The sequence below is a fragment of the Caloramator australicus RC3 genome, assembly GCF_000297115.1.
GTDB classification, from domain to species: domain Bacteria; phylum Bacillota; class Clostridia; order Clostridiales; family Caloramatoraceae; genus Caloramator; species Caloramator australicus.
The window spans coordinates 1-15,244 of the sequence record NZ_CAKP01000023.1 but is presented as its reverse complement, the minus strand read 5'-3'; the positions used below and the strand labels follow the sequence as shown (position 1 = coordinate 15,244).

The window sequence follows — 15,244 nt, the reverse complement described above, 5'->3', positions numbered from 1 at the left end:
CCAAAGTCGTTCTACTCTACCTTTAGCCTGAGGGGAATGAGCAGTTATTATAGTGATGCCAAGTTCCCGCATAGCTCTAGAGAACTGAGTATCGTTACAAACCTTGCCTTCAAGCTGATCTTCAATAGAGAGTTTAGAAGCTTTAGTAGAAAGGAAGATAGCATGCCTATCGCTATAGATACTAGCAGGGATACCAAAGTTTTCGAGCATAAAGCGAGCGACTTCAAAATATCCTTGAAGGCATTCATTTTTAGTCATATAAAGACCGAGAACTTTGCCAGTAGCATCGTCGATAGCACCATGGATAGAATAGTTACAGCCAATACCCAGCCAATCAAATGGAGAGGAATCCATCTGAACTAGAAGGCCCATCTGTGGTTTTCTTTTTCGTCTTGTATGGGGTTTAAATCTACGACGCTTTTTAGGGCTTTTAATACCGGTAGAGTTAAGGATATTGTAGATGGTAGAGTAACTTAGCTTAATGCCATGGAATCTTTCAAGAAGCTCGTTAAAATGTTTGAAGTTAGCATTTTTGTAGTTGTCAGACAATTTAAGAGAGATAATTTTACCTTTAAGTTCATCGGAAACAGCATGAGAAGGTTTACGGCCTTTGTTTTTATGAATAAGAGCAGAAACCCCGCTTTGCATCACACCCTTTCTTAATCTAATAACTTGACGTTCGCTAAGGCCTAAAACCTTTGCTGCTTCCTTGACAGTTAATAAACCCTCAAGGGATTTTTGAATGACAACATACCTATTAATTTGTTTTTGTGACATTGAATAAAACACCTCGTTCCTCATAGTGACATTTTATCATATTACTCTACAACATGACATTATCATAAAATAATCACAGTTTTGTATAATTATATATTGCATCGTATAAATATTTATGTTAAAATTGCAACTAAATATTGTTATGGGGGTGAAAGGATGGCTATTGTCGTGCAAAAATACGGTGGAAGTTCCGTTGCTACTCCTGAAAAAATTAAAAATGTTGCAAAGTGGGTTATAAAAAAGAAACTGGAGGGAAATGATGTTGTTGTTGTAATTTCAGCAATGGGAGATACCACCGATGAACTTATAGACCTTGCAAAAAAGATAACTGAACATCCAGATAAAAGAGAACTCGACGCCCTATTAGCAACTGGTGAAATGGTTTCTAGCGCCCTACTTGCAATGGCTATAAAATCCTTAGGATATGACGCAATTTCAATGAACGCCTTTCAGATAGAACTTTTAACCGATGGAACATATGGAAAATCTCTAATTGAGGATATAAATGAAAGGGCTATTTTAGATAGATTAAAGGAAGGCAAAATAGTGGTTGTTGCTGGTTTTCAGGGAATTACTGAGGATGGTGATATCACAACCTTAGGTAGAGGTGGCTCCGATACAACAGCAGTTGCAATCGCTGCAAAGTTAAAGGGAGAATGTCAAATTTTCACCGATGTTGACGGCATTTACAGCGTCGATCCAAGGATTTATAGGGAAGCTAAAAAGATAGATGAAATAAGTTATGAAGAAATGCTTGAGCTATCTAGCCTTGGGGCTCAGGTTATGCATTCAAGATCTGTAGAGCTTGCTCAAAAGTTTAATATTCCTATTTATGTTGCTTTAAGCTGTAGCGATATAAAAGGAACTTATATAAGGGAGGTTGAAATAGTGGAACAAAAGCCTATAACTGGCATTGCAGTATCCGACAGTGATGTTGCTATTACTCTTCAAAACATCGAATACGATACAAATCTTTTATCAGATATATTCGAGGCTGTTGCTAGCAAAAAGATAAATGTGGATATGATAAGCCAAACAGCTCCAATACACAATAAGGTAAATCTTTCCTTTACCATTCCAAAGGATGATCTAAGGGATTGCTTAGATGTCATTAAACCTTATTATAAAAAGGATGAAATTATAATTGATGAGGACATAACAAAATTTTCAGTTGTAGGACTTGGAATGAAAACAACATCCGGCGTTGCATCAAGGATTTTTAAGCTATTTAAGCAAAATGATATAGAAGTTAAAATGATTACAACATCAGAAATAAGAATAACCTGTGCAATAAAACAGCAGGATAAAATGAAGGCAGTAGGTTTAGTTGCTAAAGAATTTAATTTATAAAAAGTCAAGTGGCAGCCACTTGACTTTTTGACATTTTGACATTTCTATAAATTTCCATTATATATCGTTTCGTATTAAATCCTCATATGTTTCCCTTTTTACGATTAATCTATGGTTACCGTTATTGACTAAAACAACGGCCGGTCTTGGAAGTCTATTGTAATTGCTAGCCATTGAATAGTTATAGGCTCCGGTGCTCAAAACTACCAATATATCTCCGCTTTCAACCTTAGGAAGACTAATATCCCTTATTAAAATATCACCAGATTCACAGCATTTGCCTGCAATTGTTACAACCTCTTCCTCAACCTCAGTTATTTTATTTGCCAAAAGAGCTAAATATTTTGCACCATAAAGGGGTGGCCTTGGATTATCTGCCATTCCTCCATCAACGCCTATATATTTTCTTACATCTTTAATCTCTTTAATTGCTCCTACAGTATATATAGTAAACCCTGCTTCACCGATGATCCATCTTCCTGGTTCTATATAAACAATAGGTCTTTTTAATCCTAATCTATTAAATTCCTTTATAACTGAAATATTTATTGCATCTGTAAAATAATTTATAAATTTTCTCGAGTCGTCCTCCGTATAGAATATTCCAAATCCACCACCTAAGTTTATTTCCTCTATCTCATAGTTTAACTCATCCTTTATTCTTTTAATGAATTCAGCTAAAACAGTAACTGCTCTTACATATACATCCTTTTGATGAAGTTGCGAGCCTAAATGAAGATGAAGGCCTTTTAGATTTAGTAAGGAGCTTTCTAAAACAGATTTTACTGCAAAAAAAGCTGAATCATCGAATAAAGGAAAGCCAAATTTTGAATCTACATGCCCCGTTTTTATAAATTCATGGGTATGACCATCTATACCAGGGTTTATCCTTATTTGAACATCTATTTTTTTGTTTTTTGACTTTACAATATAGTTTAAATTATCTATTTCATAAAAATTGTCAATCACTATCCTTCCAACCCCTAACTCAACAGCCATTTCTAACTCATTAAGGGATTTATTGTTTCCGTGAAATATAATCCTTTCCATAGGGAAGTTTGCTGCCCTTGCTGTATAAAGTTCACCCCCAGATACAACATCAAGACCTAGACCTTGTCTTTCTATTATTCTACACATCTCTTTGTTTAAAAAGGCCTTGCTGGCATACACCGCCCTTCCACCATATTTTTCTATGTGGCTTTCTCTTATTTCATTACATCTTCTTATTATTTCGGCTTCATCTATAACATAAAGGGGAGTTCCGTATATTTTTGCAAGCAGGACAGCATCTACCCCAGATATAGTTAATACCCCATTTTCATTTATTCCTAATGAATTGTAGCCAAACATATTATCCTCCTTTGTAATGTAATTTAGGTATAATTATACACTAAAATTGAAATTAATAAAGACTTTTTTAAAAAAAAATTAGGCTATCCTTTTAGATAGCCTCAGATTGTAGACAAACTCTCATTGGTGTTTAGACTTTGCAAGAGCCCCGTGAATGGATTTCAAAAAGGCATCTCTCATGAGCTCTAGCAATTCTTGCTTTTCGACTTTTCAAAAGTCCGTAATTCTGCACACGGACGTGCAGAGCCGAGTGGCCGACACGGATGTCGGCTCACGAGGGTAGGACTTTTGAAAACAAAGAAAAGCTTAGAATTGCTTAGCGAAATGAGCGAATGCCAGGGAAATCCTTCACGGGGCTTATCAAAAAACAACTTTTTCAACAGTCTGAGGCTATCCTTTTAGATAGCCTGTATTACAAATATTTCAATGTAAATACAGGTTTTATTACACCTACAATATCTCCAACACTGTTTTTATTGTCGATAATTTTAAACTTTTTTAACTTTTCCTTTTCATCCTCGTCAAGAACGTTTAGCCTTTCTAAAACCTCAACGATGACAGGATAAAGGGCTCTACTAAAGTTTCCATCTTCTATCTTTACGGCAATTCCAATATCTAAATCCTTGACACCAACGGCATAAACAGCTTCAGCACCAAGTTTTCCGATAAGTTTTCCCTTAGTATTTTTCATAAGTTCTGTGCAAAATCCCCCTGTCCCTGCAACCATCTCTGGGAAAGTATTCATAGCTCTAAGAATATTCTCAGATGCAAATTTAATGTCATCCTCAAGATCCTTGGGATTAGAAAGCTTTGCAAAGGCTAAAGCAAGGTTGTATATTGGCATGCCAAATACAGGAACAGAGCAACCGTCAATCCCAAGGATTATCTTATCCTTGTCTATTTCGCACATCTTGGAAATAATTTTTAAAATATCCCTTTGAACAGGATGATTGGGTTTGTTATAATCTTTAATTCCATATCCCTTTGCTATGCAGCTTGCAATTATCCCTGCATGTTTTCCCGAACAGTCAGAATGTAGGGGAGTTATAGTTATATTTTCCCTTGCCTGCTTTAAGGCATATTCCCTATTTATTGAGTAACCTCCACCACATAGAAGATCCTTTTCACTTGCACCTATCTTGTTTAAAATATTTTTAACCGTTTTTATGTGAAAATCTTCCCCAAAGTGGGAGGCACACATAATTGACATTTCATCATCCGAAAAATTAAATTTTCCATAGGCACCGCTTAAAAATACGTTAATTGCCTGAATAGGTTTTGCTGAAGACCTTATGTAAGTAACCTTAAATGGATCGCCAGCATAGGCTAAAATTTTCCCCTTTGAATTTACAACAACTACATCTCCTCTGTGGATGCTCTCGATTAGCTCTCCTCGCCATACAAAAGTAAGCTCAACAGACATAATAAAACCCCCAAAATAATTTCTAATATAATTATACCATTTTAATGAATATATTTTAATCAATTAGCCACAATTATACTGAGGTGATTTTTATGGATAAAAACCCCGACCTTTTAAATCCTATTTCCATTTTGCCCGAGGATAAATATATAAATTCCATATATGATAAAGTCTCAAGAACAATAATCCCAAAGGAGATAAACAATTTAACTAGCCTTGGTCCTATTGGTTTTTCACTAAGCAACCTTGGAAAAAGGCCCTTTGATGAAGAAATCTATAAAAGATTTTAATCCCCTTTTTGGGGATTTTTTATTAAATTTTAAGAAAATATTAATATTTATCTTTAAATAATTATTTTCTTTTGTTATAATATGTAAAAGATTATTTTTTCGCATAATAAGTTAAATTATGCTAAAACTATTTTTTAGATATTAATAAAAGGAGGTAGAAATATGCCTAGGAGAACACAAACGATGGACGGTAATACCGCCGCCGCATACATATCCTATGCCTTTACGGAAGTTGCAGCCATTTACCCTATAACCCCATCCTCAACAATGGCAGAGCTTGTTGATGAATGGTCTGCAAACGGAAAGAAAAATATATTTGGTCAAACCGTAAAGGTTGTTGAAATGCAATCAGAAGCAGGTGCTGCTGGTGCTGTTCACGGTTCACTACAGGGTGGTGCCCTAACAACTACATATACGGCATCCCAAGGACTTTTACTTATGATTCCAAACATGTATAAAATCGCCGGAGAGCTCTTACCTGGTGTTTTCCACGTAAGCGCAAGAGCAATTGCTGCCCATGCTCTATCTATTTTTGGTGATCATCAGGACGTTATGGCAACAAGGCAAACCGGATTTGCCCTTTTAGCATCAGCAAATCCACAGGAGGTTATAGAGCTTGGTGCAGTTGCACACCTTTCAGCGATTAAATCAAGGGTTCCCTTCCTACACTTCTTCGATGGATTTAGAACATCCCATGAAGTTAAAAGGGTTGAACTCTTAGAATATGATGAACTTTCAAAGCTTATCGACTACAATGCCCTTAATCAATTTAGGAAAAGAGCTCTAAGCCCTGAGCATCCTGTAACAAGGGGAACTGCCCAAAATCCGGATATATACTTCCAAGGAAGGGAAGTTGCAAATAAGTTCTATGAAGCAGTTCCAGACATCGTAAATCATTACATGCAGGAGATAAACAAACTTACAGGAAGAAATTACAAACCATTTAACTACTACGGCGATCCTAATGCTGAATATGTAATAGTTGCGATGGGGTCTGTTTGCGATACCGCAGAGGAAGTTGTGGACTACCTAATGGCAAAGGGACAAAAGGTTGGCCTTGTTAAGGTTCATCTTTATAGACCCTTCTCTTCTAAATACTTCTTTGAAGTTTTACCAAAAACAGTTAAGGGAATTGCTGTTCTTGACAGAACCAAAGAGCCAGGATCAGCTGGAGAACCTTTATATCTTGATGTTGTTAAGATGTTCTATGATTATACAAATAAACCTTTAATAATCGGTGGAAGATATGGACTTGGTTCAAAGGATACAACTCCTGCACAAATCATCGCTGTATTTGAAAACCTTATGAGCCAAAATCCAAAAAACAACTTTACAATAGGTATTGTTGACGACGTTACACACACTTCCCTCCCTGTTGGAGAAGATATCGAAACCACTCCAAAGGGAACTATAAGCTGTAAATTCTTTGGACTTGGCTCAGACGGAACTGTTGGTGCCAACAAGCAGGCTATAAAGATTATAGGAGATCATACTAATCTTTATGTTCAAGGATACTTCTCCTACGACAGTAAAAAGTCAGGAGGAACAACTGTATCCCACTTAAGATTTGGTAAAGAGCCAATAAAGGCTCCATACCTTGTTAATACTGCAGACTACATCGCATGCCACAACAAAGCCTTCATATACAATTATGACCTTTTAAAAGGCTTAAAGAAGGGCGGAACCTTCGTTCTAAACTGCCCATGGAATGTTAATGAGCTGGAAGAAAAGCTTCCTGCTAAGATGAAAAAATATATTGCACAAAACAATATAAACTTCTATATAATAGATGCTATCAAAATAGCCCAAGAAATAGGCCTTGGTGGAAGAATAAACATGATTATGCAATCTGTGTTCTTTAAACTTTCTAACGTTATACCAGTAGAAGAGGCCGTAAGATACTTAAAGGAATCCATTGAAAAGACCTATGGCAAAAAGGGTGCAAATATTGTTGAAATGAATAAAAAGGCAGTTGATATGGGCATTGAAAGCATAGTTAAAGTTGACGTTCCTGCATCATGGGCTGATGCTAAAGATGAAGAAATTAAAGATACAAATGAACCTGAATTTATTAGAAAGATTTTAAGGCCCATGGCAAAACTTGAAGGTGATAACCTCCCAGTTTCAACTTTTGTTGGTATGGAGGATGGAACTTATCCAAACGGTTCAACTGCTTACGAAAAGAGAGGAATTGCAGTTTTAATACCAGAATGGCAAATTGATAAATGTATTCAATGTAACCAATGCTCTCTTGTATGTCCACATGCAGTAATAAGGCCACTCCTACTTGATGAAGAGGAAGTTAAGAGGGCACCAGAGGTCTTCAAGACTAAGCAGGCTATGGGTAAAGGCTTTGAACATTTACAGTATAGAATTCAAGTTAGCCCATACGACTGCACCGGCTGTGGAAACTGCGCTGATATATGTCCAGCACCAGGCAAAGCCCTAATTATGAAGCCAGCTGAAGAACAGATGGCAAAGGAAGCTGCAAATTGGGAGTTCGCAACAACAATTAAAGTTAAAGATAATTTAATGGATAAATTTACTCTTAAGGGTAGTCAGTTTGCTCAGCCTTTATTCGAATTCCATGGGGCATGTCCAGGATGCGGTGAAACACCTTACATTAAACTTATAACTCAGCTATTTGGAGATAGAATGATAATAGCAAATGCAACAGGATGTTCTTCTATATATGGAGGTAGTGCACCATCAACTCCATACACTAAGAACGCCTATGGCAAGGGACCTGCTTGGGCAAACTCACTATTTGAAGACAACGCTGAATACGGCTTTGGTATTGCAATTGCCTATGCACAAATAAGGGATAAAATTGCAGAGCTTATGCAAACTGCCCTTAAGGAGAATATAGGGGAACCCTTTAAGAAGGCCTTTGAGGAATGGTTAAAAGCAAAGGACAGCGGTGAAGCATCAAAGATAGCTGCAAATATGGTTCTTCAAGCCTTTAATGAAGGATCCTTCAAGGGTAACGAAACTTTAGAGCAAATATATGAAAGAAAAGACTATCTTGTAAAACCATCTATTTGGATAATAGGTGGTGACGGATGGGCTTACGATATAGGTTTTGGCGGTCTTGATCACGTTATTGCACAGGGCGTAGATGTTAATATATTGGTTCTTGATACAGAGGTTTATTCAAATACAGGAGGTCAATCCTCAAAATCTACTCCAACGGCTGCTGTTGCTAAGTTTGCAGCTGCTGGTAAGAACATAAGGAAGAAGGACCTTGGAATGATTGCGATGAGCTACGGATATGTTTACGTTGCACAGATTGCCCTTGGTGCCAACATGAATCAAGCATTAAAGGCTATAACTGAAGCAGAAAACTATAAAGGACCATCCTTAATAATCGCCTACTCACCATGTATCAACCATGGTATCAAGACAGGCATGGGAACTACAATAAATCAATCAAAGAAGGCAGTAGAAACAGGATATTGGCATCTGTATAGATTCAATCCTGAACTTAAAGAACAGGGCAAGAATCCATTTGTCCTTGATTCTAAGGAACCAAAGGGTTCATTTAGAGACTTCTTGATGAGCGAGATAAGATATACATCCCTTATGAACACCTTCCCAGAAAGGGCAGAAGAGCTCTTTGCCATCGCAGAAAAGCATGCTAAAGAAAAATTTGAAACCTTAAAAAAACTTGCTGAAATGCAATAAAAATAGCCCCCATTTTGGGGGTTATTTTTTATTTTCCTCTACATATTCCTTTGCATTTTCAACATCGATTATATCGGGAATAGGAACATTAGATTCTGCTTTGGTTTCCTTTATATTGGCCCAAGCAGCTGTATCGTGTTTTTCAACAGGCTGCCTTGTGAAAAACGCCTTTAATTTATCCTTCCACATATCACACCCTCCTTCTTTTTTAGTATATCCTGATTTTAATTTATTTATTTCATTAGCTGACATATAGGTTAATCTTTTGTTATACTATTTGTAAAAAGATAAACAATGCTCTTTAAAAGGAGGGCTATCATGAGCTTTGTTAAAACTATAAAAATCGATAATACTGCAGTTGAAATAAAATTTGGAGAATATAAATATGAAGATTTGGTTATAGATATAGAAAGGGTTAGAAACTACTGCAGGGAAGGTTGTCCAAACTTTGGCGTAAATGGTGGCTGTCCTCCCTTTTCTCCAACAGCTAATCAGCTTTTAAAGGATAAAAATTTTATTTTAGTTATAGGAAAAATAAACACAACTGACTATACAAAGGATGAGTTTAAAGAAGCAGATAAAACTTTGAATAAATTATTAAAATCGATTGGCTTGATGTTTAAAGAAAAATATGGAATTGAATTTTTGTCCCCTGAGCATTGCACAGAATGCGATGTTTGCACAATTCATGAAGGATGCAAAAAAAGCGACAAAAGAACTATTTCTATAACTGGAACAGGAATTATGCTTTCGGAAACAATAGAAAATTTATTCCATGAAAAATTAGAATGGGCAAATGAAAAGCCTCCAAGTAAGCTTATAAAAATTATGTGTATCATCTCCGACAACTTAACAGAAAAAATTTTAGAAGAATTTAAAAATTTAAGCATAAATAATAAATTATAAAAATATAATATACTGAAAATAATCCTTAGAGGGTAATTATGAAAAAGCTTTATCCTATTGCCTTTGCTCTTGTTTTGATTGGCGCATTAAACTGGGGACTTGTTGGCTTCTTTAAGTTCGACCTCGTTGCAGCACTCTTTGGCGGTGCAGAAGCTCTACTTTCAAGAATAATTTACGCTCTAGTTGGGCTTTCTGGACTTATTGTAATCTACAAAGAACTAGTTAAAAAGTAAATGCGGGCAATGCCCGCATTTACTTTTTAAAATCTATTTTTTAAAAGACTGTTTATCTTGTCAACAGTTGTTTTTCCTACAATGCCATCAGCATTAAGCCTATTTGCCCTTTGAAAGGCCTTTACAGCAGCTTCAGTTGTTGGTCCAAAGGTTGTTGTAGGTGTGCTTATCTTTAAATATCCTAATCTTATTAGTGCCCTCTGTAGTTCTCTTACATCCTCTCCTGTCATTCCCTTCTTTAATACTCTAGTTATCTTTAATAGTTGGTTATTTGTTGCATTCTGATTTGTGCTCCCCCTAGAAACTTGGGTGTTATTAACAAGTCTTGCTAAATTTAGGTTTATTATATCTGCAGTTGTTTTTCCTACAATGCCATCAGCATTAAGCCTATTTGCCCTTTGAAAGGCCTTTACAGCAGTTTCAGTTGACGGCCCAAAAGTTATGGTAGGTGTGCTTATCTTTAAATATCCTAATTTAATTAGAGCCCTCTGTAGCTCCCTTACATCCTCTCCTATCATTCCCCTTTTAAGAACTCTATTTATTTTAAACATTCCATTAATAACCTGAGTTGTCTGGTTTTGAGTATTTGTCCCTCTTGATGCAGCTTCTTCTGGCCTTACTATAAAGCTAGCTTCCTTTATGTCATCATATTCATTTTTACTAAGCTTGTCCTTTAATTTTATAATTACTTTATATTCTCCATCCTCGTTTGGAATAAAATTTATTACGTTCTTATCTGATGTTCCGGAAAGTATTATTCTTTCTCCCTTATATATTTCAAAGGTATAATCACATCCTACTAAACTTCCATTTTCCTTTTCTATGCTTATAGTTATATTATTTTTTGAAGTAGGATTATCAGGAGATAAAATAATATTTTTTATTGTTGGATATTTATATACGTTAAACTTTTTTGATATTACCTCATCATATTCATTTACTGAATCAGGCGACTTTAAGTAAAGAATTGCTTCAAATTCTCCATCCTTATTTGGAGTAAACGTAAATTGAGCTTCCGAACTTGCTACCACTTCATCTAAATATTTTATTTCTACCTTTTTCAAAAGTGTATCTTCTATTCCCTTAAATGTAAAGTCTATCGAATCCCCTAGAAGTATTTTATCCTTCGATAAAACTAAATCTGTTTTTTCAGGCATTCCAAAGGCTTTAATTTTATTATTTTCATATACTTCATAATAACTTAAAAGGGACTGTAATATTTTTTGTGCTATGCTCTCTTGGTAAATCGGATCGATTAGCTTTTGCCTATCATCTGGATTTGTAATAAATCCAAGTTCCAAAAGGACAGAGGGTGATGTAGTATTTCTTGTAACGTAAAGATTACTATCCTTTGCCCCTCTGTATTTAAACCCTAGTGAAGCTAAGTTATTAACAATTATCTCGGCTATACTTTTGCTCTCCAGCGCCTGCCATGGGTTTGGACTATATACGATTTTAACCTTATTTTTCTCAACTTTTACTTCTTTACCATTAACTAATATGTATACATAATCAATATCGTTTTCCCTTGATTCCCTTAAACATTCATATTTATTACCTTCATATTCAACGTATTTATAAACTATCTTAACCTTAGTCTTTTCAACTTTTATTTCTTCGTCACCCATTAACATATAGACATAATTAATATTATTTTCTCTTGATTCCCTCAAAACTGGGTATCTATCTCCAGCGTATTCGGCATATTTACTGCTTAATATGTTAGGTCTTACTAAACTATAATATGTTTCTACTCCATTAGCAGCAGATGATATGCTGGCGTTATTATGGATACTTATAAATAAATCAGGATTTATGCTGTTTGATATGTTAACTCTATCTGCTAATGTAATATAAATATCCTTTTCAGGTTCCCTTGTAAAAATTACCTCTGCACCCTCAGCCTTTAAAAGGTCTGCAAGTTTTCTTGCCACAGAATTGTTTATATCCTTTTCTCTAACTTGTCCAGACACAGCCCCCGGGTCGCTTCCTCCATGCCCAGGGTCAATAACTATCCTTTTTCCAGATAATACACCAGCAAAGACTGTATTTATATTAAAGCTAAGAAATATAAGCCCAGCAACAATTTTTTTCAAAATTTTCAACAGAATCCCCCCAAGATTCAGTTTTCAGCATTTCTCAATTCATTTAGACTAATTTTTTAGTTTAGTTAAATTATACACTATAAATAGGCAAACATCAATAAAAAAAGGCAGCATTTTAAGCTGCCCTAAGCTTTACTCTTTACGCCCAAATTACCCTCATAAGTTCTGGATAATCCGATTCTACTAATCTCATCATACCGATTAATTGTGTCATAACTACATGGGGATTGAAATTATCGCTAAAAACTGCGTGAGTTTCGATTCGTATCGTATCCTTATCAAGAATGTATTTATAGTAAGTATATTTTTTATTAAGCTCATTTAATAATTCATATATATAATTTTTTCTTGCCGGATTTATCGCTGAAACAAAATCAAGCCCATACATACTTACTATACCATCATCTTCGCCAAAAATAATTACCATCCTAAGTTTTAATCCTGAATTAAGACTTTGAACGGTTTCTACTATTGTTTCACCGTTATTCCCTTCGAAAAATTCAAGTTCGATATTCTGTGAACGCAAAAAGTTTCTAAATTCTTGAGCATTTTTAGTTAGCATTTTAAAACCTCCTTAAAAAAAATAATATGCCCTTTGCCGAATATAACCTAGTTAGAACTGGCAAAGGGCAAACTAACTAATTATATTCGAATATATTTTTATTAGCTTTATATAATATTCTACAAAAATTTAATAAATCCTGCTAAGTTATTCCTCCATTTTATATATAATTTTTGAATCTATACTTTTAATATCTTTGCATCCTGTTAAAATCATTGCTGATTTTAATTCGTTTGCTAATTTATCGATATAAAGTTTAACTCCTTCCCTTCCTCCTCCAAAGGATGCAGTAACAAACGGTCTTCCTATAAGAACAGCATCGGCGCCAAGGGCAAGCATCTTAAGAACATCTACTCCTGTCCTTACTCCGCCATCAGCAAGTATCGTGATCTTTCCCTTAACTTCCTTTGCTATCTTAGGAAGAACCTCTGCAACACCTGGAGTATGATCCAAAACTCTTCCACCGTGATTTGAAACAACTATTGCTGCTGCACCAACTTCAACAGCAAGTTGTGCATCTTCAACCGTCATAATTCCCTTTAATATAAAAGGCAGTTTTGTGCTATTTACAAGCTCCTTTATCTCCTCTAATGTCTTTGGTCCAACTGGCTTTCCGTGAAGAGCAAGGGTTATAAGCCCTGCTGCATCTATATCAACTCCAACAGCAAAAACACCTGCTTCTTCTGCCATTTTAATCTTTTGAATGACATTTTTATTCTCCCAAGGCTTTATGATTGCAATTCCTTCACCGCCAGCTTTTTTAAGCTCCTCAAGATTTGTAGGCAAAAAGGCATCAACTGCAGTGTCACCAACCATTGGGTATATTCCTGCATCAAGACATCCGCCTATTACCCAGGAAATATATTCCCTTTCGGTAAACTTTCCACCCATATTAAGGGTTGTTCCTGATACTGGTGCTGCAAGAATAGGGATTCTTAGCTTTTTACCAAATAGTTCAACGGATGTATCAGGATCCTTTGCATCATGTATAAGCCTCATGTTTAACTTTACCTTTTTAAGGCTTTCATAGTTTTCTATAAATGCAGAACCCGTTAAACTTCCGCCCATACCTGGAACTTCCCCTGCACAGGCAATTCCGTTGCATTCTCTACATACTCTACAGCTTCCATTTAAGTTTTCCCTTGCATTTTTTAGAAGTTCTTTATAATCCATATTGATCCCCCTTATAAGTTAATGTAAACTGTATTCTTCTAGAACATCTCCCTTTTCTAAATTGATAAACTTTATTTTACCATCTTCAATTTTTACACAGCTTGGTTTACCATCTCCCTTTGGAACTCCTATGCTCCCTGGATTTATATATGTAACGCCATCTATTTTTTCGTATTTTCTTACATGAGTATGGCCTGTTATTACTAAATTTGCCTTATAAAATTTTGCTATTGATTTTAATTTCTCCTCATCAAAATCATGGCCGTGAAGCACAATTATCCTTAAACCATCCTTTTCGTAAAATAAAACAGGCGAGAAAACTGGAACATCAAGAACCATTCCATCAACTTCAGCATCGCAGTTCCCCTTGGCTATAATTACGGGAATTTCAGAGTTGTTTATCTTCTCTGCAAGCTCTATTGGATTATAACCTTCAAGGATAGGATTTCTTGGCCCATGATATAAAATATCGCCAGCACAAAGAATAACTTCACAATCCTTTAAAATTTCTAATGCCATATCAAATTTTTTTGGATATCCATGAAGATCGCTTATAACCCCAATTTTCATTCTATCACTCTCCCTTTACCTTGCTCATAACAATTATATTATAATACCTTCCATTTTTATAATACCTATCCCTTAAGATTCCTTCAACCTTAAACCCAAATTTTTTATATAAATTAACTGCTGCTTCATTTCCCTCAATTACATTCAAATAAACGAGATGCATGTTTAAATCATCAAAGATAAATTTTAAGACAGTCTCAAGTGCGTCCTTCCCATAACCTCTACCTCTGTAATTTTTATCATATATTACAATCCCAATCTCGCAGTTTCTGTATTCCCATTTAATCTTATCTATAACAACTAAACCAATAGGTTTTCTATCTTCGTTTTGAACCTCCCACGACTAAAGTCGCAGGATTCCTGCTTCATCAACCTCGTAACCTACTATCTCCACAGGCGTTAATTCGGGTAGTCCCTACCCTACTGTTTTTACTTATGCTATGCCTAATATCCTCTTTCCTTCTTTTAATATATTTTTACTTGCATTTACATCTCTATCATGGACTGTCTTACACATTGGACATTCCCACTCCCTTACGTTTAAGTCTTTTACTTCTTCATTTTTATAACCACATACATTACATATTTGACTCGATGGATAAAACATATCTACTTTTACTATTGTTCTTCCATACCATAATGCTTTATATTCAAGCATGTTTACAAATTTTGACCATGCTACATCTGATATGGACTTTGATAGTTTGTTATTTCTTAACATATTCTTAACCTTTAAGTCCTCCAAAATTATAACTTGGTTTTCGTTTATAATTTTAGAGGACAGCTTTTGTAAAAAATCTTCCCTTTGGTTTCTTATCTTC

The 15,244-nt window shown here is 35.3% G+C and carries 14 protein-coding genes and 1 pseudogene; 5 read left to right on the top strand and 10 right to left on the bottom strand.

The annotated features are described in order from the left end of the window. Positions 1-777, bottom strand: a 777-nt coding sequence (locus CAAU_RS02840; protein ID WP_040305759.1) for an ISNCY family transposase, incomplete at its 3' end; no start/stop codon positions are given. Positions 778-933: 156 nt separating this feature from the next. Between CAAU_RS02840 and CAAU_RS02835 the strand changes: the two genes are divergently transcribed. Further along, positions 934-2,127, top strand: coding sequence for an aspartate kinase (locus CAAU_RS02835; protein ID WP_008907930.1), 1,194 nt, complete (start codon positions 934-936; stop codon positions 2,125-2,127). Between the two features lie 57 nt (positions 2,128-2,184). Here CAAU_RS02835 and lysA read toward each other — a convergent pair whose 3' ends face one another. Next, a complete protein-coding gene (gene lysA / locus CAAU_RS02830) occupies positions 2,185-3,477 on the bottom strand; it encodes a diaminopimelate decarboxylase (RefSeq protein ID WP_008907929.1) in 1,293 nt (430 codons plus the stop codon). A 412-nt stretch (positions 3,478-3,889) separates the two neighbouring features. After that, positions 3,890-4,900, bottom strand: coding sequence for an asparaginase (locus CAAU_RS02825; protein ID WP_008907928.1), 1,011 nt, complete (start codon positions 4,898-4,900; stop codon positions 3,890-3,892). A 92-nt stretch (positions 4,901-4,992) separates the two neighbouring features. On the opposite strand from CAAU_RS02825, the gene CAAU_RS02820 reads away from it, so the two are divergent. Beyond that, positions 4,993-5,190, top strand: a complete 198-nt coding sequence (locus CAAU_RS02820) for a hypothetical protein (protein WP_008907927.1) — start codon at positions 4,993-4,995, stop codon at positions 5,188-5,190. Between the two features lie 162 nt (positions 5,191-5,352). Beyond that, positions 5,353-8,874: a pyruvate:ferredoxin (flavodoxin) oxidoreductase gene (gene nifJ, locus CAAU_RS02815; RefSeq protein WP_008907926.1), complete on the top strand. Its 3,522-nt coding sequence runs from the start codon at positions 5,353-5,355 to the stop codon at positions 8,872-8,874. A 21-nt stretch (positions 8,875-8,895) separates the two neighbouring features. On the opposite strand, the gene CAAU_RS02810 is transcribed toward nifJ, so the two are convergent. Beyond that, entirely contained in the window at positions 8,896-9,063 is a 168-nt protein-coding gene (locus CAAU_RS02810) for a CDIF630_02480 family spore surface protein (RefSeq protein ID WP_008907925.1), read from the bottom strand. Between the two features lie 129 nt (positions 9,064-9,192). On the opposite strand from CAAU_RS02810, the gene CAAU_RS02805 reads away from it, so the two are divergent. After that, the gene (locus CAAU_RS02805) at positions 9,193-9,780 is read left to right on the top strand and encodes a DUF2284 domain-containing protein (protein WP_008907924.1); all 588 of its coding nucleotides are present in this window, start codon (positions 9,193-9,195) and stop codon (positions 9,778-9,780) included. 38 nt (positions 9,781-9,818) lie between these two features. Then, positions 9,819-10,013, top strand: a complete 195-nt coding sequence (locus CAAU_RS02800; RefSeq protein ID WP_008907923.1) for a DUF378 domain-containing protein — start codon at positions 9,819-9,821, stop codon at positions 10,011-10,013. A 26-nt stretch (positions 10,014-10,039) separates the two neighbouring features. On the opposite strand, the gene CAAU_RS13805 is transcribed toward CAAU_RS02800, so the two are convergent. The 6 genes and pseudogenes from CAAU_RS13805 to CAAU_RS02765 form a co-directional block, all read right to left on the bottom strand. Next, positions 10,040-12,118: an N-acetylmuramoyl-L-alanine amidase gene (locus tag CAAU_RS13805; RefSeq protein WP_008907922.1), complete on the bottom strand. Its 2,079-nt coding sequence runs from the start codon at positions 12,116-12,118 to the stop codon at positions 10,040-10,042. 139 nt (positions 12,119-12,257) lie between these two features. Next, positions 12,258-12,680, bottom strand: a complete 423-nt coding sequence (locus CAAU_RS02785) for a type III secretion system chaperone family protein (protein ID WP_008907921.1) — start codon at positions 12,678-12,680, stop codon at positions 12,258-12,260. Positions 12,681-12,827: 147 nt separating this feature from the next. Next, positions 12,828-13,853 (bottom strand): alpha-hydroxy-acid oxidizing protein, encoded by a 1,026-nt coding sequence (locus CAAU_RS02780; protein WP_008907920.1) that lies wholly within the window; start codon positions 13,851-13,853, stop codon positions 12,828-12,830. 18 nt (positions 13,854-13,871) lie between these two features. Continuing rightward, positions 13,872-14,423, bottom strand: coding sequence for a phosphodiesterase (gene yfcE, locus CAAU_RS02775; protein WP_008907919.1), 552 nt, complete (start codon positions 14,421-14,423; stop codon positions 13,872-13,874). A gap of 4 nt (positions 14,424-14,427) precedes the next feature. Continuing rightward, positions 14,428-14,751, bottom strand: a pseudogene (locus tag CAAU_RS14145) (GNAT family N-acetyltransferase); the annotation flags it as partial. Positions 14,752-14,856: 105 nt separating this feature from the next. Next, on the bottom strand, positions 14,857-15,244 hold a 388-nt coding region (locus tag CAAU_RS02765), incomplete at its 5' end, for an RNA-guided endonuclease TnpB family protein (protein WP_040305755.1).